20 protein-coding genes and 3 tRNA genes are annotated in these 21407 nt (G+C 42.7%); 15 read left to right on the forward strand and 8 right to left on the reverse strand.

The window, feature by feature from the left end:
* Window positions 1-29 precede the first annotated feature (29 nt).
* Both B9T33_RS09630 and B9T33_RS09635 read right to left on the reverse strand, forming a co-directional pair.
* Entirely contained in the window at window positions 30-422 is a 393-nt protein-coding gene (locus tag B9T33_RS09630; RefSeq protein WP_086178785.1) for a SirB2 family protein, read from the reverse strand.
* A gap of 5 nt (window positions 423-427) precedes the next feature.
* Window positions 428-739, reverse strand: coding sequence for a BolA family protein (locus B9T33_RS09635; RefSeq protein ID WP_086178704.1), 312 nt, complete (start codon window positions 737-739; stop codon window positions 428-430).
* Between the two features lie 239 nt (window positions 740-978).
* Between B9T33_RS09635 and B9T33_RS09640 the strand changes: the two genes are divergently transcribed.
* From B9T33_RS09640 to B9T33_RS09650, 3 genes are all read left to right on the forward strand, one after another.
* Window positions 979-1051, forward strand: a tRNA-Gly gene (locus B9T33_RS09640).
* A gap of 47 nt (window positions 1052-1098) precedes the next feature.
* Window positions 1099-1174 (forward strand) — tRNA-Gly (locus B9T33_RS09645).
* Between the two features lie 46 nt (window positions 1175-1220).
* A tRNA-Gly gene (locus tag B9T33_RS09650) sits at window positions 1221-1296 on the forward strand.
* A gap of 113 nt (window positions 1297-1409) precedes the next feature.
* Here the strand turns inward: B9T33_RS09650 and B9T33_RS09655 are convergent.
* On the reverse strand, window positions 1410-3110 hold the full coding sequence (locus B9T33_RS09655; RefSeq protein ID WP_086178705.1) for an NAD-dependent malic enzyme: 1701 nt from the start codon (window positions 3108-3110) through the stop codon (window positions 1410-1412).
* Window positions 3111-3534: 424 nt separating this feature from the next.
* Here B9T33_RS09655 and mdh point away from each other — a divergent pair, with 424 nt between their 5' ends.
* Window positions 3535-4746, forward strand: coding sequence for an iron-dependent methanol dehydrogenase (mdh, locus tag B9T33_RS09660; RefSeq protein ID WP_086178706.1), 1212 nt, complete (start codon window positions 3535-3537; stop codon window positions 4744-4746).
* Between the two features lie 211 nt (window positions 4747-4957).
* Window positions 4958-5950: an alpha/beta hydrolase gene (locus tag B9T33_RS09665; protein ID WP_086178707.1), complete on the forward strand. Its 993-nt coding sequence runs from the start codon at window positions 4958-4960 to the stop codon at window positions 5948-5950.
* 13 nt (window positions 5951-5963) lie between these two features.
* Here B9T33_RS09665 and B9T33_RS09670 read toward each other — a convergent pair whose 3' ends face one another.
* The gene (locus tag B9T33_RS09670) at window positions 5964-7151 is read right to left on the reverse strand and encodes a helix-turn-helix domain-containing protein (RefSeq protein ID WP_086178708.1); all 1188 of its coding nucleotides are present in this window, start codon (window positions 7149-7151) and stop codon (window positions 5964-5966) included.
* Window positions 7152-7374: 223 nt separating this feature from the next.
* Between B9T33_RS09670 and B9T33_RS09675 the strand changes: the two genes are divergently transcribed.
* Together B9T33_RS09675 and B9T33_RS09680 are read left to right on the forward strand one after the other, a co-directional pair.
* The gene (locus tag B9T33_RS09675) at window positions 7375-8886 is read left to right on the forward strand and encodes an aldehyde dehydrogenase family protein (protein WP_086178709.1); all 1512 of its coding nucleotides are present in this window, start codon (window positions 7375-7377) and stop codon (window positions 8884-8886) included.
* Between the two features lie 256 nt (window positions 8887-9142).
* Complete coding sequence (locus B9T33_RS09680; protein ID WP_086178710.1) at window positions 9143-10042, forward strand: LysR family transcriptional regulator; 900 nt, start codon at window positions 9143-9145, stop codon at window positions 10040-10042.
* 26 nt (window positions 10043-10068) lie between these two features.
* Here the strand turns inward: B9T33_RS09680 and B9T33_RS09685 are convergent, their stop codons facing one another.
* From B9T33_RS09685 to B9T33_RS09695, 3 genes are all read right to left on the reverse strand, one after another.
* Window positions 10069-10500, reverse strand: coding sequence for a GNAT family N-acetyltransferase (locus B9T33_RS09685; RefSeq protein ID WP_086178786.1), 432 nt, complete (start codon window positions 10498-10500; stop codon window positions 10069-10071).
* 114 nt (window positions 10501-10614) lie between these two features.
* Window positions 10615-11214 (reverse strand): 2-hydroxychromene-2-carboxylate isomerase, encoded by a 600-nt coding sequence (locus B9T33_RS09690; RefSeq protein ID WP_086178711.1) that lies wholly within the window; start codon window positions 11212-11214, stop codon window positions 10615-10617.
* Between the two features lie 57 nt (window positions 11215-11271).
* Window positions 11272-12018 (reverse strand): SDR family oxidoreductase, encoded by a 747-nt coding sequence (locus B9T33_RS09695; protein WP_086178712.1) that lies wholly within the window; start codon window positions 12016-12018, stop codon window positions 11272-11274.
* Window positions 12019-12119: 101 nt separating this feature from the next.
* On the opposite strand from B9T33_RS09695, the gene B9T33_RS09700 reads away from it, so the two are divergent.
* The 8 genes from B9T33_RS09700 to glmS all read left to right on the forward strand — a co-directional run bounded on the left by B9T33_RS09700 (window position 12120) and on the right by glmS (window position 19737).
* Complete coding sequence (locus tag B9T33_RS09700) at window positions 12120-12692, forward strand: TetR/AcrR family transcriptional regulator (protein ID WP_086178713.1); 573 nt, start codon at window positions 12120-12122, stop codon at window positions 12690-12692.
* A gap of 315 nt (window positions 12693-13007) precedes the next feature.
* Window positions 13008-14129 (forward strand): bifunctional 3,4-dihydroxy-2-butanone-4-phosphate synthase/GTP cyclohydrolase II, encoded by a 1122-nt coding sequence (gene ribBA / locus B9T33_RS09705; protein ID WP_086178714.1) that lies wholly within the window; start codon window positions 13008-13010, stop codon window positions 14127-14129.
* 11 nt (window positions 14130-14140) lie between these two features.
* The gene (gene ribE, locus B9T33_RS09710) at window positions 14141-14611 is read left to right on the forward strand and encodes a 6,7-dimethyl-8-ribityllumazine synthase (protein ID WP_067765591.1); all 471 of its coding nucleotides are present in this window, start codon (window positions 14141-14143) and stop codon (window positions 14609-14611) included.
* 4 nt (window positions 14612-14615) lie between these two features.
* Window positions 14616-15065 carry a transcription antitermination factor NusB gene (gene nusB / locus B9T33_RS09715; protein WP_086178715.1) on the forward strand — a complete coding sequence of 150 codons (450 nt, stop codon included), beginning with the start codon at window positions 14616-14618 and terminating at the stop codon, window positions 15063-15065.
* Window positions 15066-15084: 19 nt separating this feature from the next.
* A complete protein-coding gene (thiL, locus tag B9T33_RS09720) occupies window positions 15085-16002 on the forward strand; it encodes a thiamine-phosphate kinase (RefSeq protein ID WP_086178716.1) in 918 nt (305 codons plus the stop codon).
* 22 nt (window positions 16003-16024) lie between these two features.
* Entirely contained in the window at window positions 16025-16501 is a 477-nt protein-coding gene (locus tag B9T33_RS09725) for a phosphatidylglycerophosphatase A (protein WP_086178787.1), read from the forward strand.
* Window positions 16502-16522: 21 nt separating this feature from the next.
* Window positions 16523-17887 carry a bifunctional UDP-N-acetylglucosamine diphosphorylase/glucosamine-1-phosphate N-acetyltransferase GlmU gene (gene glmU, locus B9T33_RS09730; protein WP_086178717.1) on the forward strand — a complete coding sequence of 455 codons (1365 nt, stop codon included), beginning with the start codon at window positions 16523-16525 and terminating at the stop codon, window positions 17885-17887.
* Window positions 17888-17898: 11 nt separating this feature from the next.
* Window positions 17899-19737: a glutamine--fructose-6-phosphate transaminase (isomerizing) gene (gene glmS, locus B9T33_RS09735; protein WP_086178718.1), complete on the forward strand. Its 1839-nt coding sequence runs from the start codon at window positions 17899-17901 to the stop codon at window positions 19735-19737.
* 122 nt (window positions 19738-19859) lie between these two features.
* On the opposite strand, the gene B9T33_RS09740 is transcribed toward glmS, so the two are convergent.
* Window positions 19860-21317: a capsule assembly Wzi family protein gene (locus B9T33_RS09740; RefSeq protein WP_086178719.1), complete on the reverse strand. Its 1458-nt coding sequence runs from the start codon at window positions 21315-21317 to the stop codon at window positions 19860-19862.
* Window positions 21318-21407: the final 90 nt, after the last annotated feature.

The following is a 21407-nucleotide window of genomic DNA, read 5'->3' on the forward strand; positions in this document are numbered from 1 at the left end:
GCCTTGAAAATGGCCAATTGGATAAATGTTTATCCAAAAATTGGTTTGATTATAACCAATGTAATGATGAAAATAAGTGAAATTGCTGCAATAAATAAGCCAGCACGACGTTGCACCAACGATGCTGTATCTTCTTTCTTATAGGCTTTTGCCAAAGATGACAGCATGACCAAGAACAACACCACTTTGGCGTAGAACCACGGTTGCACCTCAAAATGTTTCATAAATAGCAATACCACACCTGTCAGCACCAATAGAGTCACTGTGGCATGTTGCAAGGCCGTAAAGAATTTACGCCCTGCTGGATTGGGTAAATTGCCCTGCGTACATTTAAACAAGGTTGAAGCGCGCGCCAGTATCACGAAAATAATCAGCGCAGCACCACACATATGAATAATTTTAATCAGTAAATGTGCATCCATACTCATTATTCCGCTTTCGGTGCATGTGCACATTCTGGACTTGAAGTATCTTGACCTTTCCACTCATCTGCTAAAAATGCATGAATCGCCAAAGCATGAATTTTCCCCGGACTAAGTAAATCACCTGCAGCTGCATAGACTTTTTGATGGCGCTGCACTAAGCGTAATCCAGCAAAAGCATCACTCACAATCACCGCTTTAAAATGTGACTCTTTACCCGGGAAATAGCCGCCATGACCTGCCGATTCATTAACCACTTCAAGATGTGTTGGCGCTAAAGTTTGTAGGCGCTCAATCAATTGCTGTTCCAAGCTCAAAATGGTTCTCCAAAATCAATAGACTTATCTTGCATTTAGTATAGCCTGTAATTGTGCAAGTTCCTGTGTCATTGTTGGTTATAAATCAGGATGATTCAGCTAAAAATAGGTCTTTTTCAGAAATTTGAACGAAATCCATCTTAAAAAACCATCAAATTGTTTTTATTTTATGCAAACGATACATAGATTTTCATAAATTGATTGACCAGAAAAATCCTTAATGTATTATACGTGGCTATGCGGGAATAGCTCAGTTGGTAGAGCATAACCTTGCCAAGGTTGGGGTCGGGAGTTCGAGTCTCCTTTCCCGCTCAAAATTTTTTCATTCGGTTTTTTATTTAAAAAATTGGATAGACTCCGCGGGAATAGCTCAGTTGGTAGAGCATAACCTTGCCAAGGTTGGGGTCGGGAGTTCGAGTCTCCTTTCCCGCTCCAAATTTTTTTCGATTCAGTTTTTTAGTAAAAAAACAGGATAGACTCCGCGGGAATAGCTCAGTTGGTAGAGCATAACCTTGCCAAGGTTGGGGTCGGGAGTTCGAGTCTCCTTTCCCGCTCCAAATTCAAAAAAGCCCTCATCGAAAGATGGGGGCTTTTTTTATGCCTTTACAAAATCCGAGCCAAAAAGTAATGCGCCACTCGATATGGCGCATTACTCTTAATCTATTTTAAATTAGTAAGTTACCCTTACATAGTCTCGATATTCTGGTTTCCAGAAATTTACTTCAATTGCATGTTGTAAAACCTCAACACTGACATTCGGTGCAACACCATCTTCAATTGCTGCAAGTGCCACTTTAATCGCGATTTTTTTCGAGATCTCCTGCAAATGATCCAAACTTGGCAACAAGTCTGCATCAATATCTTGCAACTTAGGCGAGCAATCTGCCAAAGCAGTACTTGATGCCATCAACATATTTTCAGTCACACGTTTCGCACCAGAGGCCAACACGCCCAGTCCAATACCTGGGAAAATATAGGAGTTATTACACTGTGAAATATTATAGATTTTGCCTTGATAATTGACTGGAGCAAATGGACTACCCGTTGCAATTAATGCTTTACCTAGTGTCCATTGCAAAATATCTGCTGGTACAGCTTCAACACGTGAAGTTGGATTCGATAATGGTAAAACAATTGGATGTTCACAATTTGAGGCCATCGCTTCAATCACATCTTGACTGAATAATCCCGGCTGCCCAGATACACCAATCAATACACTTGGATGCACATGTTTCACCACATCCAGCAAAGAAATCATCGATTCTGCATTTGCCCAATGTGCAATATTTTCAGGGGACTGCGCCAATTTACGCTGAAAATCCAACAAATTTGGCTGATTTTCTGTGATCAAACCAAAGCGGTCGACCATAAATACACGAGCACGTGCTTCGGCATCGGTCAGTCCTTCCGCCACCATTTGTTTAATGATTTGTTCTGCGATACCACAACCTGCTGAGCCCGCACCCAAGAAAGTCACGACTTGATCTTTCAGCTGCTTGCCCGCAGCTCGTGATGCTGCAATTAAACTACCCACCGAAACAGCAGCTGTTCCTTGAATATCATCATTAAAGCAGCAAATTTTATCGCGATATTTTTCCAGTAATGGCATCGCATTTTTTTGCGCAAAATCTTCAAATTGAATTAATGCATCTGGCCAACGCTGTTGAATGGCTTGGATTACATTTTCAACGAAATCATAATATTCATCACCACTGATACGTGGTTCACGCCACCCCATATAAATCGGGTCATTGAGCAATTGTTGATTATTGGTTCCGACATCTAGGGTAATTGGCAATGTATAAGCAGGGCTAATACCACCACAGGCGGTATAGAGCGATAATTTCCCGATAGGAATCCCCATCCCACCAATACCTTGGTCACCTAAGCCCAAGATGCGTTCACCATCGGTGATCACAATCACTTTGACGTTCTTTTTATTCACATTATGAATAATTTGATCAATATGATCACGATCTGGGTAGGAAATAAAAATCCCGCGATGACGACGGTAAATATCCGAGAAACGTTGACATGCCTCCCCCACTGTTGGGGTATAAATAATCGGCATCATTTCACTGAGATGATTTTCAATTAAATGATAAAACAGGGTTTCATTGGTGTCTTGGATATTACGTAGATAAATATGCTTATTGATGTCGCTATTAAAAGCACAATATTGTTGATATGAACGCTGGCTTTGTTCTTCAATGGTTTCAGTTACATGTGGAATTAAACCGTGTAAATTAAAACTTTTGCGTTCATCTTCATTAAACGCAGAACCTTTATTTAAGAGTGGGAGTTCTAAAAGGGTATTTCCAGCATAGGGAATATATAAAGGGCGTTTGGTTTTCAAATTTTGACTGGGCATTATTTAACTCATTTAATTAATCTTTGCTATTTGTGTATTCGCCAAAAATAGCATTGGCATCCATCTCTTTCTTTGCTATAGCCTATCCTGATTCGATGCCTTTAGGGCATTTAGTAAATTGATAGTACTTTAAGTAAGATTTTATAATCTGATAGCTGTGACGTGATATTTGCTTTATTTAAAGAACCCACATTTAAAAAATTCAACTTGATACCCACCAACTTATTCGACTTTTAGCTAAGAAATAACCGTTTACATTTGAAATAAACAATAAATATCAATCCATTAATACCAGTCAATTGAAATCCATAATCTTGGTAGGTCTTTGGTAGGTGTGTTTTTTTTAAGCGCTATTGAATACTCATTTTACGGTGAACATCACCGATAACAATGACGATAAATTAATGGTAGAAGGAATCGCACCATGGCTTTTAAAAATATTGCAGATCAAACAAACGGTTTTTACATCCCTTGTGTTTCACTTTTCGGCCCAGGCTGTGCCAAAGAAATTGGCGGTAAAGCGCAAAATCTTGGGGCAAAAAAAGCCCTCATCGTGACCGATGCTGGTTTATTTAAATTTGGCGTGGCAGATACCATTGCAGGCTACTTAAAAGAGGCAGGTGTAGACAGTCACATTTTCCCAGGTGCAGAACCGAATCCAACCGATATTAACGTCCACAATGGCGTAAAAGAATATAACGATCAAGGCTGTGACTTTATTGTGTCACTGGGTGGCGGTTCTTCGCATGACTGTGCTAAAGGCGTAGGCTTAGTGACTGCAGGCGGCGGACATATCCGTGACTATGAAGGCATCGACAAAAGCACTGTGCCAATGACTCCGCTAATTGCGATTAACACCACCGCAGGTACTGCTTCAGAAATGACCCGTTTCTGTATCATTACCAATACCGACACGCACGTAAAAATGGCGATTGTGGATTGGCGCTGCACTCCGCTGATTGCAATTGATGATCCTAAACTGATGATTGCAAAACCTGCAGCTTTAACTGCGGCAACGGGTATGGATGCATTGACGCATGCGGTTGAAGCTTATGTTTCGACAGCAGCCAATCCAATTACCGATGCCTGCGCAGAAAAAGCCATTAGCATGATTAGTGAATGGCTCAGCCCAGCGGTTGCAAATGGTGAAAACCTTGAAGCGCGTGATGCCATGAGTTATGCACAATATCTAGCAGGTATGGCATTTAACAATGCATCTCTTGGTTATGTGCATGCGATGGCGCATCAGTTGGGTGGTTTCTACAACTTGCCACACGGTGTGTGTAATGCCGTATTGCTACCACATGTTTGTGAATTCAACCTGATTGCTTGCCCAGACCGCTATGCACGTATTGCAAAGCTGATGGGTGTAAATACAGACGGACTTACCGTGACTGAAGCAGCATTTGCTGCCATTGATGCGATTCGTGAGTTGTCAGCATCGATTGGCATTCCATCAAGCCTGTCTGAGTTAGGCGTAAAAGAGCAAGACTTGGGCGTGATGTCTGAAAATGCGCAAAAAGATGCCTGCATGCTGACCAATCCACGTAAAGCGACGCATGCGCAAGTGGTTGATATCTTCAAAGCTGCGCTAAAAGCCAATGCACCTGTTGTGGACTTTAAAGCAGCAGTATAAGTTTTGGGCTTAACGCATCACTGGATGGGTTAAGCCACTCATGTTTTTTTGGCAATTTAAGTGGAATGTGGCGGGTCTCCAACTTGTCGCATTCGGCACTGTCGAAATCGACAGACCACACACTTAAATTGCTTTTTTTATGGGGAGTTGACAAAGTTTGGCACTTCATCAAGGATAATCAACATCCAACAAAATAAAAATAGAGTCGAATATGTCAGCCAATCACACTTCTCAACCGCTTTCTCCATCAACAGCTCCAAACTATCAACCCGATATTCTTGGTGCAGGCTATGAACAAACCACTCTATATTTTCCAGATGATTATGAAGGTGTAGTCACGGCGACCTTGGTACGTAAAAAAGCCGAACAAAGCACGCATAAAGCGGTGCTCTATATTCATGGCTTTATCGACTATTTTTTCCAGACTGAAATGGCTGAGCGCTTTAACCAACACGGCTTTGATTTTTATGCGCTGGATTTAAGAAAATATGGTCGTTCGATTTTGCCGCATCAAAAATATTATAATGTGCATGCCCTGTCTGAATATGATGCCGAAATTGATCAAGCACTCGAGATTATTGGTGCTGAAGGGCATGACGCGGTATTGCTGTGTGGACATTCCACAGGTGGCTTAACAACAACGCTCTATGCCGCACATCATCCTAATCATCCACTGATTAAAGCGCTTTGGGTCAACAGCCCATTTTATGATTTTAATATGAACCCTGTGAAACGCGCATTAGGCATTCCACAGCTCAGCAAATTGGCCAAAACCTTTCCCAATTTAAAATTCCCCAGTGAACTGAATAAATGGTACAGCGCCAGCCTACATCGTGATTATAAAGGTGAATGGGACTTTAATTTGGACTGGAAAAAATTACGCTACCCGATGGTTTATATCAGCTTCGTGCGCAGTATTCATGAAGCACAAAAAGAAATTCATCGTGGAGTCAAAGTTGACGTGCCTGTCTTGGTCATGCATTCGCACCAGACTAAAAACCCTAAAAAATGGGGCAAAGCTGCCCAGACCAGCGATGTGATTTTAGACGTCAAAGATATTCAAAAAAATGCCAAAAAAATACACGGCGATGTCACTATTCAAAGCATTCAAAATGGCTTACACGATTTGGTACTGTCCGCCAAACCTGTCCGTGAAGTGGTCTATCAACAGCTCTTTGAGTGGCTCAGCAGCAAGAGTTTATAAGGCTCAAAATGCGTTAAGGATGCTGCTTGAACTTTAAGAGATTTTGATGAATCGGATGGCTATTCGGCATCAACTCAATTAAACGTTCAACGGCATCAATCGCTTCAGGAAAACGCGCCACATGCTTGAGCAACACATCGGTTTCTTTGGCATTGAATATCGCCTGACTCAAACGTGATTCCAAACAATCGCGCCAAGCACATAAAAATGGACTTTCAGTTTTTGCCAAGAAAATGCCTGAACACAACTTCAGTGCAGAATCGAGATAACCCGCATCCAGAGCTTGCTCGGCTTGTAAAAAATCTGCTTCCACTTGCGCCAATAAACGATACGGTCTTGAACCAAGCATGCCGCCCAAAATGTCTCGAAGCTGTGACATTTCCGCTTTTAATGTACCAATACTGACTTTACGTTCACCATAGAGCGCTTGATGCAAAGTATCCAAGGTCAGCCCCTGCGGGCACAGTGCCAAAATGGTTAAAATTTCGATTTGCCGCGGTGTCATCACCAGCACTTTGCCGTTAAATAATACCTGAGACGCAGAAAATGCCCGTATATATAAATGCTGTTTTTGAAACTCCAGCAAAGCAGATTGGATAATCGAGGCGCAGCGCTCTGCGGCCAACAACCCTAAACTATTGTGCTTTTTCCATACTGTTGATAAATCAATCACCCCAATCACTTGTTGGGTATGTGGATCAATAATTGGCGCTGCATAGCAGACCCAATCATGTACCGATGGCATGTAATGCTCATTGGAAAATACACAGCTCGATTGCTGGGTTTTTAAAGACAGTGCCAATGCATTGGTCCCGACCAATTCTTCACGCCATTGTCCACCTGCAATAAAATGCACGTTTTCTGCGGCACTTTGCATGTGTCGACTTGAGGCACTCCAAATAATCGTGCTGCCGACATCGCCCACAGCCAGCACCATTGAAGACTGTTCAGCAATATGCTTTAAATCTTCTTTACAGTGCTGCAAAGCATGCTGCAAGGCTGATTGCGCCTGACCCTGTGGCGTCAAGGCAACCAAGGGCGCTGCACTGCGGGTTTCCGGGATTTCAGCTTGGGCTGAACGCTGCCAAGAGCTGGCAATACTCTCATTGAGCTGCGAACTTTGGCGCTTTGAGAGACTCATCCCTTGCCTGAGCTGTTCTATGTTCTGTCGTTTTTCTGATAAATCCTGTCGCATCATCATTCATTATTCTCACAACAATTCATGACTAAAAATCCGTTTTACGGCTTTTGTTTTAAGGCTGTTAAAAAATATTGTAAACCTTCATGTCTCCAACCTTTTTCCAACCTTATACAGGCTATGCTAATCAAATAATGTACAAAAGTACCTTATACCATAGCTGTAGAACGCCAATAGAAATTGGCGGCAAGACAAGATCATAATAAACAAGCAAAGGAAGATTCATATGCGTTACGTCGATCCTAATCAACCCGGTTCAAAAGTTCAGTTTAAAGCTCAGTATGAAAACCTGATTGGCGGCCAATGGGTCGCACCTGTGAAAGGTGAATACTTTGACAATATCTCCCCTGTAGACGGTAAAGTCTTTACCAAAGTACCGCGCTCTTCGGCCGAAGACATTGAATTGGCGCTCGATGCCGCGCATAAAGCCAAAGCACAGTGGAATGCATCATCACCGACGACACGTTCAAATATTTTGCTAAAAATTGCCGATCGTTTAGAAGAAAACCTTGAATTATTGGCGGTTGCAGAAACATGGGATAACGGCAAACCGATTCGAGAAACACTGGCTGCCGATATTCCGCTCTGTATCGACCATTTCCGTTATTTTGCGGGCTGTATCCGCGCTCAAGAAGGCGGCATTTCTGAAATTGACGAAAACACCATTGCCTATCATTTCCATGAGCCTTTAGGTGTGGTCGGTCAAATCATTCCTTGGAACTTCCCTATCTTAATGGCGGCTTGGAAATTGGCACCTGCTTTGGCTGCGGGCAACTGTATCGTACTCAAACCAGCGGAACAAACCCCTGTCAGCATTTTAGTCTTAGCCGAATTGATTCAAGATTTACTGCCACCGGGTGTACTGAATATTGTGAATGGCTACGGTGTCGAAGTGGGTCGTCCATTGGCAACCAATCCACGTATTGCAAAAATTGCCTTCACCGGTTCGACCGCTGTCGGTCAAATGATCATGCAATATGCAACTGAAAATATCATTCCAGTGACCTTGGAACTCGGCGGCAAATCACCAAACATTTTCTTTGAAGACATCATGGACAAAGATGATGAATTCCTTGATAAGTCACTTGAAGGTTTTGCCATGTTTGCGCTGAACCAAGGTGAAATCTGTACTTGTCCATCACGTGCCTTGGTACAAGAAAGCATTGCAGATAAATTCTTGGAAATGGCGGTTGAGCGTGTAAAACGTATCAAGACGGGTCATCCACTGGATACCGATACTATGATCGGTGCACAAGCATCACAAGAACAGCAAGACAAAATTCTAGGCTGTATCGCGACTGGTAAAAACGAAGGTGCGCAGTTGATTACCGGCGGTGATCCACGTAATGAAGTGGGTACAGGCTTCTATATCGAACCGACCATTTTCAAAGGCACCAATGACATGAAGATTTTCCAAGAAGAAATCTTCGGCCCTGTACTTTCAGTTGCAACTTTTAAAGATTTTGATGATGCGATTAAAATCGCCAATGACACCATTTATGGCCTAGGTGCAGGCGTTTGGTCACGTTCAGCACACACCTCTTACCGTGCGGGCCGTGCGATTCAGGCAGGTCGCGTATGGACCAACTGTTACCACATCTACCCTGCTCATGCAGCGTTTGGCGGCTACAAAAAATCAGGCATCGGTCGTGAAAACCACAAAATGATGCTCGATCATTATCAACAAACCAAAAACCTGTTGGTGAGCTATGACACCAAACCAATGGGCTTCTTCTAAGTTACGTTGAACAATTCATGAGATTAAAAGCGAACTTCGGTTCGCTTTTTATTCACTCAAGCTTTCTGTTTGAGCAAAGCCACCAAAAAGAAATAAATCAAATTGCTGTGCACCCAAACACAACACAACCAAAATTAGCCAGACCAGAATAATTCGACGCATGTTGAACACTTCCTCAATTTTATCTGTTCAACATAGGCAAATTCATCAATCTAATCTAATATCGAATTTATACCCATCTATCTCATTTTAAGATATGAAGACGCTCAAGCAGTTTCAGTATTTTATTGCCATTGTGGAACAAGGCAGTTTTACCGCGGCCTCCGAACAGCTGTTCATCGCCCAATCCGCCTTAAGTCGACAAATTAAAATATTGGAAGAAGAGATTGGATTCGTTTTATTTGACCGCACGGAAAAGAAAATTCAACTGACAGCTGCGGGTCAGGCCTTTTATCAAAAGCTGAAAATGCATTTACTGAACATTGAGCATTCGATTGAAACGGCACACAGCATTGCACATGGACATGGGCGCTTCCTACAGCTGGCGCATTCCAGCAGTATTGTGATGGATGCAGTGAAAATTCAGCACCTGAATCAGCTTGCTGAAAAATATAGTTTTGAAATTGAAATCAATACGGTTTCCTCAGAACAGCAAATTGAAGCCGTTTTAAATGGTAGTGTCGATCTGGGCTTGATTCGCCCGCACGTATTGAGAAATTTACAGGATGTGCACTGTACCGATCTTTATGCCGAGCCTTTATTTGCCGCGGTACATCAAGATGACCCGATGTTTCAACAAAAAGACTATATTAATGTTGCTGAATTGAGTCAGAAAAAATTTGTTTCCACACCGCATGCCGAGCGCGGCGGTTTAAGCTATTTAGCCGCAAACTTATGTATTAACCATGGTTTTTACCCACAAAATGCATCGATTCGCTCGCGCAAGGCTTCACAACTTTCCCTCGTTCAGGCGGGCCTTGGCATTTGTATTGTGCCAAAAGAGTTCAAAAGTATTCTTCCCTCTAGCGTAAAGTTGATTGCTCTACATCCAGCGCCACAGCTCTCAAAAGTCTGTTTAATTTGGAATAAAGATGCTGATGACGTGGTGCAAAAAGCCGCCGCTGAATTGCAAAAGCTTTTCTCAAAGCAGGATTAATCAGGCGATCGCTATCTCATTGTTGTTTAAGGCTGCGGCAGCATTTTGATGAAATATTTTGGTGATTCAGCATAGCCATGCTTTTGGTAAAAACGGTGAGCGCCTGTTCGATGCGCTGAACTGTGCAGCTCCATACGGTCACAGCCATGCTGTATGGCGTGCTGTTCAGCATAGTGCAACATCTGTTGACCAATCTTTTGATGACGTAAAGCCTCATCCACACAAAAATAGCTGATGCGGGCAAAATCTCCCGCCAGTGCTAGCTGTGGAATATAGTGCAAAGATAAAAAACCACACACGCGATTATCATGCACCCCCACCAACAGCATTTCTTGTGGATGTGCAATCAGCTGTTGCAAGCGCTTTTGTAGCTGACTGAGTTGCTGGGGGTAACCCATTTGTCCCAATAAAATGGCGATCATCTCTGCATCCTGCATCTCAGCAAGACGGATCTGCACACTAGGATTATTCATTGCCTACTCTTAAAGATTTAAATAGTGGATGCCTTTTAATATTCAATACTCGTAGATAATGAGCACTTTTAAATCGTGCTCGCAAGATTCTGGTTAAGCCTATGCTGCTGGCGTACCCAAAGCACTCTCAACAAAATGCAAATGATCGACACCCCAAAACAACTCATCATTTACAAACCAACTCGGCGCACCAAAAACCCCGCGTTCAATGGCTTCCTCAGTCAGCACTTTTAATTCTGCTTTGACTTTTTCATCCTCCAGCCACGCTTTGACCTGTGCCGTATCTAAATCCAAATTTTGCATTAACTGCATAAACACATGGGGATCATTCAAATTCAATGGCGTAGCAAACATGGCATCAAACACCCCATTGAGAACTTGAAGAAAATCCTCAGGTTGAAATAACTGCACCGCTGTAAGCAAACGCATTAAATGCAAAGTATTAATCGGAAAATGAGGATTCATCTGCACAGGGATATTCCATAATTTTGACCAGCGTTTTAAATCCGTCATGGAATAACGCGCCTTCGCTGGCACGGCCATCGGGCTACTATTTCCAGTTGCTTTAAACACCCCGCCTAACAGCATGGGTTTCCAGATAATTTCTGCCTGATATTGCTCAGCGATATGCTGAATACGGTGAAATCCGATGTAGCTATAAGGACTGCCAACGTCAAAATAAAACTCGATCACTTTCATTCTTTACATCCTGTATTTTTCGCAAATCTGTTCTTGTTGTTCATTCGCCAAAGCATCTTACCAACGCTCCATCCACGGCCTGAGATCCAATTCATGTGTCCACGCATCGCGCGGCTGCTGTGATAAGTGCCAGTAATTTTCAGCAATATGCGCTGGATTTAAAATGCCATCCTGATCTTTTTTAGCATAAAGTTCAGGAAAGGTCTGTTGAATAAAATCGGTATCAATCGCGCCATCCACCACTACATGCGCCACATGAATATTTCGTGGGCCGAGTTCTCGTGCCATGCTTTGCGCCAAAGCACGCAGTGCATGTTTAGCCCCCGAAAATGCTGCAAAACCTGCTGCACCACGCATCCCAGCGGTTGCACCTGTAAAAATAATGGTGCCGCGTTCACGCGTCACCATGCGTTTTGCCACTTCACGCCCCGTGAGAAATGCGCCAAAGCAGGCCATTTCCCAAATCTTAAAATATTTGCGTGCGGTTTCTTCCAAAATACTGCAGGGCACGTTGGCGCCAATATTAAACACCATGACCTCAATTGGGCCTATTGTCGTTTCGATCTGCTCAATCAGCTCAATCACTTGCTCTTCTTTACGTGCATCGGAAGCAAAGCCATAAGCTTGACCACCCGCCTGCTGTATTTCGTCAATCAACGGCTGCAGCTTGTCTGCACTACGCCGCGTCATGCAAGCAATATAGCCGCCACGGGCAAAGCGCTTTGCAATTTCCCCGCCTGTTGCATCCCCTGCACCAATCACTAAAGCAACTTTCGGCACATTCTTGTCTTGCTGTTGTTGCATGCCCTCACTCCCTTGCTATTTTATTAAATAACGATCGTTACTATAACGAATACTATGTTAAGCTTCATTTATCGTCAATTTATATTTTCAGGCGGCCGTCGATGCGCTACAAACCCGAATATAAGCAGCAAAAGCGCCAAGAGTTGTTGCAGATTAGTGGTCAAATTGCGAAACAAAATGGTTTTGCAGCCACAGGCATTGACGGTTTTATGAAAGCAGCAGGCGTGACCAGCGGTGCCTTCTATTCACATTTCTCATCGAAAAATGACTTGCTGAAAGCGTTGATTGAACATGAATTGCAACAAAGTTTTCAGCTATGGCAAAGCAATCCCCATGACAATGCGCAAGACTGGATCAACTTTGAATTGGATCGCTATTTGTCGCCTGCGCATTTAGACCATCCTGAAAATGGCTGTTCATTACCCACCTTAGCTAGTGAAATTGCCCGTGCCGATGATGAGATCAAACAGGCCTATGAAACAGAGTTGCTACGCGGTCATGCTTTATTTACCGAACATCTGGGTAGTACTAGCAAAGCTTGGGCAGTGATGAGTCAACTGGCGGGTGCCATATTAATTGCACGCGGCATGCAGGACGCCGATTTAAAGAAAAACATTTTAGATGCCAACAAAGCAATGCTTAGACAATATCTACACGCAGAAAAAATTATTTAAATGGTTTTTATATTGCGTGATAGTTCATGTAGTTAGTGGGCAGATAATTTCCGATGAAGTGTGGCGATATACGGGTAGATTTATTCAATATCGACATAAGTTTGGCATTTTTTATGCTTTTCAATCGCTTAAAGATTGGGCATAAATGGCACAATTCAAATAAAGTCCCCCTTTTCAAGCGTATAGCGACTGTGTATAACAATGAGCCAGTAAAGGAAATTCATAAGCATAGGCAAAGGACGCAAAAAAACGTTAGACTATGCAACAATCAATGCAAGTAAATGTCATTCGAGACAAACAAAAAGGTGAAGATTGATGCCGCTCAATACTGTTGAAGAGCTCGTAGCTGATATTCGTGCAGGTAAAATGGTCATCCTAATGGATGATGAAGATCGTGAAAATGAAGGCGACCTTGTGATCGCTGCGACCCACGTACGCCCTGAAGATATCAACTTCATGATTACGCATGCGCGTGGTCTAGTGTGCTTAACCTTAAGTAAAGAGCGTTGCCAACAGTTAAATCTACCTTTAATGGTCGATGCCAACGGTGCGCAGCACGGTACCAACTTCACACTCTCTATTGAAGCTGCGAATGGCATTTCAACCGGTATTTCACCTGCTGAACGTGCACACACGATTCAAACCGCTGTAGCAGCACATGCAAAACCTGCTGATATCGTACAGCCAGGCCATATTTTCCCGCTCATGGCACAGCCGGGTGGCGTACTGCACCGTGCAGGTCATACAGAAGCAGGTTGCGACTTATCTCGCCTTGCAGGTTTAGAGCCAGCTTCGGTGATTTGTGAAATCATCAATGAAGACGGTACGATGGCGCGTCGCCCTGACCTTGAAGTGTTTGCTGAAAAGCATGGCTTAAAAATGGGGACCATTGCGGATCTGATTCACTACCGCATGACCAACGAACAAACCGTTGAGCGCATTGATCAACAAACCTTAGATACCGAATATGGCACTTTTGAATTGTTCCGTTACCGTGAAATTGGTAATCCAGACATTCATTTAGCGCTGGTAAAAGGCGAACCGAAACAAGGTGTGACCACTGTACGTGTACACGGTTTCAACCCAGTTCGTGACTTATTAAAACTGAATAAACAAGATGGCGCAGCTGCGTGGAATCTAGATAAAGCACTGAAAGAAATTGCTTCAAGCGATCGCGGTGTTTTAGTGTGGATTGGTCAGCGTCATTTAGAAGACTTAGGCCCAGCACTTTCAAGTCTGACAACACCGAAGAATGTAAAATCTAATTCAGCACTGTCACAACAGTATCAAACCATTGGTGTAGGCGCACAAATTTTACGTGATTTAGGCGTGGAAAAAATGAAGCTTCTTAGCTCGCCATTACGTTTTAATGCATTATCAGGTTTTAACTTAGAAGTGGTGGAATACATCACCGCAAATCAAACATCAGAGAAATAATCGAGGTTGCTATGGCAGTTCGCCGTATTGAAGGTATGTTACATCTCGCGAACGAAGACCGTTATGCGATTTTAGTTGGTCGTTTTAATAGCTTTGTTGTTGAACATTTGCTAGAAGGTGCCGTTGATACATTGAAACGTCATGGCGTATCAGAGGATAATATCACTGTTGTTCATGCACCGGGTGCTTGGGAACTTCCAGTAGTTGCGAAGAAACTTGCAGCTTCAGATCGTTTCGATGCCATCATCGCGCTCGGCGCAGTGATTCGTGGTAGCACGCCTCACTTCGATTTTGTTGCTGGCGAATGTGCCAAAGGTTTAGGCGTTGTTGGTCTAGACACTGGCTTACCAGTAATTAATGGTGTATTGACTACGGATAGTATTGAACAAGCGATTGAACGCTCAGGTACAAAAGCAGGCAATAAAGGTAGTGAAGCTGCCTTAACTGCTATTGAAATGGTTAACTTGTTAAAGGCTATTTAACGCTATGTCGCAAACACTTCAAGCTACTTATGCAGCAAAACGTAAAGCACGTCGCTTTGCTGTACAAGGAATTTATGAATGGCAAATGAGCCACAATCCTGTCCATGAGATTGAAGCACGTACACGTGTAGAAAATGCCATGCACAAGGTCGATCTTGGCTACTACCACGAGTTATTAACCGAGGTTGTTGCCAATCATGAAGCATTGGATGCGCTTTTAATCCCTGTACTTGATCGCGAAGTCGAAGCTCTAGACGGTGTTGAACTTGCAACATTACGTCTAGGCGCATACGAACTCAAAGAACATCTTGAGATTCCTTATCGCGTTGTGCTTGATGAAGCGATCGAGCTTGCTAAACATTTTGGCGGTGCAGACAGCCATAAATACATCAATGGTGTATTAGATCGTTTAGCGACTACATTGCGTGCAGCAGAAAAGCAACAAACTAATTAATTTTTAAGTAGTACGTTGTATGGCTGAGTTCTCGATCATTGATACCTATTTTAATCGTAAGAATGTCAATTCTATCGATTTGGGTGTTGGTGATGACTCAGCCTTGCTCACCCCCCCTCCACAGCAACAATTGGTCATCTGTGCCGATACACTCGTTGCTGGTCGACATTTTCCTCTCGACACCAACCCACATGCGATTGGCTGGAAATCTGTTGCTGTCAATTTATCTGATATTGCTGCAATGGGCGCTAAACCGCACAGTATTTTACTCGCATTAAGCTTACCCCAAATTGATCATGATTGGCTCAAAGGTTTTAGTCAGGGTTTATATGATTGTTGCGATCAATTTGGCGTGAGTTTAATTGGTGGTGATACCACTCAAAGTCCTCATCTCACGATTTCAGTCACAGCACTCGGCTGGGTCGATACAGGCAAAGCCGTAACCCGCTCAGGCGCTCAAGTTGGTGATTTTATTTGTGTCAGCGGTCAAGTTGGCGATGCTGCTTATGGTTTACAGCATTTAGGACACCCACTGCAAAAGCGTTTAGATTATCCCACACCACGCTGCCATTTGGGACAACAGCTCAAAGGTTTGGCCAACAGCATGATTGATGTATCTGATGGTCTCGCTCAGGACTTAGGGCATATATTAACAGCTTCAAAGGTGGGTGCAGAAATTGAACTGAATCAGCTACCTATTGATGCGACCTTAAAGAAATTACAACAAGAAACTCAATGGAAATATGCGCTGGCGGGTGGCGATGACTATGAATTATGTTTTACAATTAGTCCGCAGAATTATGAAACTCTCCTGCAACAACAATTAGATGTAAACATAAGCAAAATTGGTCAAATTACCGAACAAAACGGTCTACGTATTATCAAGAACGGCATTGACCATCCATTAAAATTTCAGGGATACCAACACTTTGCATAAGCCAGCCATTAATTTTAAAGCAATGTCTTGGTCAAACAGAATTATCGCATTCTGTGGTGTTGGATTCGGCTCGGGTCTCGCACCGAAAGCCCCCGGAACATTTGGCTCAGCTTTTGCCCTACTCTTTATTCCGGGTTGGCTTGCAATTGGCTTCGTCAACTCCATTATTGTTATGATCCTCATGTCCATCGTCGGCATTTTTATATGCGGCCAAACGGCTAAAGTGATGGGTGTTCATGATGATGGTCGTATCGTATGGGATGAATTTGCTGGGCAATCCATCACTTTTTTGCCTATTTTATATTTAGGACAAATGAATTGGATGTCGGCGCTGATCGGTTTTGCGCTGTTTCGACTGTTTGATGTTTGGAAACCTTGGCCTATTCGCGTCATTGACCGTCAAGTCGGTGGTGGTTTCGGCATTATGTTTGACGACATCATTGCCGGTCTTTGGGCCGCACTGTGCATCTGTATTTATTTTTATATTGTATCTATGTAATAGAAACTCCTAGGATTTCACATGTCTACTAGCGTTATTATTCTTGCTGCAGGTAAAGGAACACGTATGCGTTCTCAATTACCGAAAGTATTACAACCACTTGCAGGACAACCTCTACTCGGCCATGTCATCAATACTGCAAAAAAACTACAAGCAGAAGAAATAATTACGATCTACGGGCACGGCGGTTCTTTAGTCCAAAATGCCTTTGCACATGAAAATGTCAAATGGGTTGAACAAGCTGAGCAATTAGGCACAGGTCATGCGGTAAAAGTGACACTACCCGTTTTGGCGCCTACTGGCATGTCACTGATTCTTTCAGGTGATGTTCCATGTATTTCTGAAGAGACATTACAAAAACTTTTAGATACATCTGCTCAAACAGGTATTGGCTTAGTGACCTTAACGGTTGCCGATGCAACAGGCTATGGTCGTATTGTGCGTGAAAATGGCAAAATTCAAGCCATTGTTGAACATAAAGATGCCTCTGAAGAACAACGTAAAATCAAAGAATTTAACACGGGTATTTATGCCGTGAGCAATGCCAAATTGCATGAATGGCTGCCAAAATTAAGCAATAACAATGCCCAAGGTGAATACTACCTGACTGATATCGTGGCGATGGCAATTGCAGATGGATTAGAAGTTGCGTCGGTTGAACCTGAACGTGCTTTTGAAGTCGAAGGCGTGAATGATCGCGTGCAATTAGCAGCATTAGAGCGTGAATTTCAAAATTTCCAAGCCAAAAAACTCATGCAACAAGGTGTACACCTCATCGACCCTGCTCGTTTTGACTTACGTGGTACATTAAAAGTTGGTCAAGATGTTCGCATTGACATTAATGTGATTATTGAAGGTGACTGTGAGCTCGGTGACAATGTCGAAATCGGCGCTGGCTGTGTGATTAAAAACACGCAAATTGCCGCAGGCACTAAAGTTCAACCGTATAGCGTATTTGATAGTGCAGTTGTTGGTGAAGATGCGCAAATTGGCCCATTTTCACGTTTACGTCCAGGTGCCAAACTGGCTAATGATGTGCATATTGGCAACTTTGTTGAAGTGAAAAACTCAAGTATAGGCTTGGGATCTAAAGCCAACCACTTTACTTATTTAGGTGATGCTGAAGTGGGTGCTGGCTCAAATATTGGTGCTGGAACTATTACCTGCAACTATGATGGTGCGAATAAATTTAAAACCATCATTGGTGACAATGCATTTATTGGTTCAAACAGCTCATTGGTCGCTCCGGTACATATTGCCAATGGTGCAACTGTCGGTGCTGGATCAACCATTACTCGTGACGTAGCAGAAAATAGCCTTGCGGTAGAACGTTCTAAGCAATTTGCCAAAGAAAACTATCAACGTCCCCAAAAATTGAAGAAATAAGAGGAATTCATATGTGTGGTATCGTCGGTGGCGTTGCAGAACGTAATATCAGTAATATCCTCATTGAAGGTTTAAAACGCTTAGAATATCGTGGTTATGATTCTGCGGGTCTGGCATTGATCAATCAAAGCCAAGTACTGCGCGAACGTCGTGTCGGTAAAGTCGCGAATCTTGAACAAGCGGTAAATTCATCAAAAGTTACAGGCTCTCTAGGCATTGCCCATACCCGTTGGGCAACCCATGGTAAGCCAACTGAAGAAAATGCCCATCCGCATATCTCAGGTAATGTCGCAGTCGTTCATAACGGCATTATCGAAAACTATCAAGAGCTTAAAGATGATCTTGAAGCTTTAGGTTATGTATTTACCTCACAAACAGATACTGAAGTCGTTGCACATTTAGTCAATGATGCCTTAAAAAGTACGCCAAGTTTATTGGAAGCTGTACGCCAAGTCGTACCACAATTGAAAGGTGCATACGCACTCGGTATCGTGCATACAGATCACCCTGATGAACTCATTACTGTTCGTGAAGGCTCACCGCTTGTGATTGGTGTAGGTATTGGTGAGAACTTTATTAGCTCTGACCAATTGGCTCTTCTTCCGATTACCAATCGTTTTATTTACCTTGAAGAAGGTGATATTGCGCGTTTAACACGTAATACCATTGAAGTTTTTGTAGATGGTCAACTCGTTAACCGCCCAATTAAAGAATTAGATGCAACGGTAAGTAATGCATCTAAGGGCGAATATAAGCACTACATGCTTAAAGAGATTTATGAGCAACCTGAAGCCATTAAACAAACCATCTCTCAAGCTTTAGATGGTAATGCGCTTCGTGATGATTTCTTAGTCAATGCCAGTGATGCATTCACTAAAATTCAACAAGTACAAATCATTGCCTGTGGCACCAGCTACCATGCCGGCATGATTGCCAAATATTGGTTTGAACAACTGATTGATGTGCCTTGCCAAGTCGAAATTGCCAGTGAATTCCGTTATCGCTCTCCAGTGATTGTAAATAACACTCTCTATGTGTGTATTTCCCAATCTGGTGAAACTGCCGATACGCTTGCTGCCCTTCGTGATACACAAAAACGTGCTGCAGCGAAAGGTTTAAATATCACCACCATGACCATTTGCAACGTTGCTACGTCTTCAATGGTCCGTGAAACCAACTACAGCTTATTAACACTTGCTGGTCCTGAAATTGGTGTCGCTTCGACCAAAGCATTTACCACTCAACTTGCAGCACTCATGCTGTTGGTATTGAAAATTGGTCAAATTAAGCAAACCATTTCATCTGACCGTATTTCTGAAATTATTGCTGAACTTTGGCACACACCAAAAGTGATTTTAGACACACTGCAAAATAACGCAGAAATTTTGCGTTTATCTGAGCTTTTTGTTGAAAAGAATCACTGCTTATTCTTAGGTCGTGGCACAGAGTTCCCGATTGCACTTGAAGGTGCATTGAAGCTGAAAGAAATTTCTTATATTCACGCAGAAGGTTATGCAGCCGGCGAACTTAAACATGGCCCATTGGCACTTGTCGATAACGACATGCCAGTGGTGATTTTGGCGCCAAAAGATGACATGCTCGATAAACTCAAATCCAACATGGAAGAGGTTCAAGCACGTGGCGGTGAGCTGTTTGTATTTGCCGATGAGAATAGCGGCATTAAAGCTAAAGATCGCCAACATGTGGTTTATGTGCCAAGTGTGAACGAAATTTTAGCGCCTATTGTTTATAGTATTCCAGTCCAACTATTGTCTTACCATGTTGCGGTGTTGCGTGGTACTGATGTCGATCAGCCACGTAATTTGGCAAAATCCGTGACGGTGGAATAAGTTTCTGACAATAAGTCAGGTGATTTGTATGAGAGTAATAAAGTATTCTCATACATGATTGTATCGTAGTAATAAAAAAGCCGAATAATACATTATTCGGCTTTTTCCACTTTTGCTTTAAATCAAAACAAAGATCGATCTAAAGGCAACTCTAAGCCTACCGAAAGACCACTATCCTTACCATTATGATCTGAATCTGCAATCCAACCACTCAATTTTAAAGGTATATCGCGGCGTAGTTGATGTGTCCATGTTAAATCAATCCCTTTCAGCTCATCATTCACAGGGAAAGCATGGTTAATACTTTCATTTGACTGATTCACCTTAGCAACGAAAGCGCGTCCATTTAGACGATTCATTGCATCAAAACGAATATCACCACCGATGCTATACATTTGACCATCGCCACCCATAGCATGCCCTAACGGAAAGCCGTGTTGGTAATAACCGTCTGTATAAATATGATGATCATAAGAAACACCGAGCGCATCACCATTGGTTCGCGTATCTGCCCACTCTGCATAAATTTGATAAGGCATGTTATTCAGTTGAGAGGAATAATCTACACCAGCCAAATACATTTTCTTAGAAGGTAAAAGTCCTGCCTCATCCTCACCCACATATTGAGCATACATACTCATCGGGATGCCCGTGAAATGATTCAGATTCAAACGCGCATCAAATCCCGCAATTTGATTCGATGCATTATTTTCACCTGCACAAACACCATCATTACATCCATTATCTTTTCCAATAAAGGCATTCCAATAAGCTTTCAAGCTATCAGGTTGCCCTTGACCATCAACTTGGAAAGTTCTTGATACACCGAGCTCAAGATATGGTAAGGGTTGCGCGGTCAATCGTAGACCTAATAGATTCGTATCAGGGACAGCTTTATAGTCATCTAATCGGCCAGCAAAAGCTTGATATTGCCAAGGCCCAATCCAAGATAGCCATTTACTTTCAAAGGCCTGCTGTTCTGCACGCTGCATCGTCAAACCATAAACAGGACGACTCGCATCACCTCGAATTAAGCTACCATCATGCCCTGGCCCCCAATACGTTGGGATTTGTCCAGCAATGAGCCATTGATTCCACAATTTACCTGCAAGATATGAACCCTCTATGTTGACATCCTGCCCATGATCGATAATCGGATCTTTTTCAGCATTAATACGTAGTCTCGCATCCCACTGTGTTCCGCTGGCATTCAGTTCGAGTGCAGCTTGATATTGCGATTTTTGCTCATCTGCAAATTTTTGTGGAATATTTTGTGGATCTGTTTCAGCAAATAGCGCCAACCTCGCAGTCGTATTTTCAGCCTCCAGACTAGCTTTAACGGAATTTAAAACCTTCTGCTGAACTAAATTTTCAATTTTAGCATTTGACAAGGCACGCTGAATTTCATCTCCACTCAAAGGCCAAGTTGATGTACTGATTTGAATCACACCTTGCTGATTTAACCAATTTAAATCTGTGCGTAAATTTTCGTTATTTAATACAACCCCTTGAGCAGCAACCGGCAATGCTAAAGCAGATAATATTGTAAATGATAGGGTTTTAAGAATTTGATATTTCATAAAATTTTTCAATTAATGTATCTATTACACATCATAACGATTTTTTTTTAATAAAAGATATGAACGAACGTATTATTTGCACAATCCATA

It is taken from the genome of Acinetobacter sp. ANC 5054, assembly GCF_002135295.1.
Classification (GTDB): domain Bacteria; phylum Pseudomonadota; class Gammaproteobacteria; order Pseudomonadales; family Moraxellaceae; genus Acinetobacter.

Bases quoted from the DNA above. Each gene is read 5' to 3' on its own strand.
- glmS (WP_086178718.1), top strand. From the start codon at position 17,899: ATGTGTGGTATCGTCGGTGGCGTTGCAGAACGTAATATCAGTAATATC.
- ribBA (WP_086178714.1), top strand. From the start codon at position 13,008: ATGCCGCTCAATACTGTTGAAGAGCTCGTAGCTGATATTCGTGCAGGT.
- B9T33_RS09675 (WP_086178709.1), top strand. From the start codon at position 7,375: ATGCGTTACGTCGATCCTAATCAACCCGGTTCAAAAGTTCAGTTTAAA.
- glmU (WP_086178717.1), top strand. From the start codon at position 16,523: ATGTCTACTAGCGTTATTATTCTTGCTGCAGGTAAAGGAACACGTATG.
- B9T33_RS09680 (WP_086178710.1), top strand. From the start codon at position 9,143: ATGAAGACGCTCAAGCAGTTTCAGTATTTTATTGCCATTGTGGAACAA.
- B9T33_RS09700 (WP_086178713.1), top strand. From the start codon at position 12,120: ATGCGCTACAAACCCGAATATAAGCAGCAAAAGCGCCAAGAGTTGTTG.
- B9T33_RS09695 (WP_086178712.1), bottom strand. From the start codon at position 12,018: ATGCAACAACAGCAAGACAAGAATGTGCCGAAAGTTGCTTTAGTGATT.
- B9T33_RS09725 (WP_086178787.1), top strand. From the start codon at position 16,025: ATGTCTTGGTCAAACAGAATTATCGCATTCTGTGGTGTTGGATTCGGC.
- B9T33_RS09690 (WP_086178711.1), bottom strand. From the start codon at position 11,214: ATGAAAGTGATCGAGTTTTATTTTGACGTTGGCAGTCCTTATAGCTAC.
- nusB (WP_086178715.1), top strand. From the start codon at position 14,616: ATGTCGCAAACACTTCAAGCTACTTATGCAGCAAAACGTAAAGCACGT.
- B9T33_RS09665 (WP_086178707.1), top strand. From the start codon at position 4,958: ATGTCAGCCAATCACACTTCTCAACCGCTTTCTCCATCAACAGCTCCA.
- B9T33_RS09740 (WP_086178719.1), bottom strand. From the start codon at position 21,317: ATGAAATATCAAATTCTTAAAACCCTATCATTTACAATATTATCTGCT.
- B9T33_RS09630 (WP_086178785.1), bottom strand. From the start codon at position 422: ATGGATGCACATTTACTGATTAAAATTATTCATATGTGTGGTGCTGCG.
- mdh (WP_086178706.1), top strand. From the start codon at position 3,535: ATGGCTTTTAAAAATATTGCAGATCAAACAAACGGTTTTTACATCCCT.
- B9T33_RS09670 (WP_086178708.1), bottom strand. From the start codon at position 7,151: ATGATGATGCGACAGGATTTATCAGAAAAACGACAGAACATAGAACAG.
- ribE (WP_067765591.1), top strand. From the start codon at position 14,141: ATGGCAGTTCGCCGTATTGAAGGTATGTTACATCTCGCGAACGAAGAC.
- B9T33_RS09655 (WP_086178705.1), bottom strand. From the start codon at position 3,110: ATGCCCAGTCAAAATTTGAAAACCAAACGCCCTTTATATATTCCCTAT.
- thiL (WP_086178716.1), top strand. From the start codon at position 15,085: ATGGCTGAGTTCTCGATCATTGATACCTATTTTAATCGTAAGAATGTC.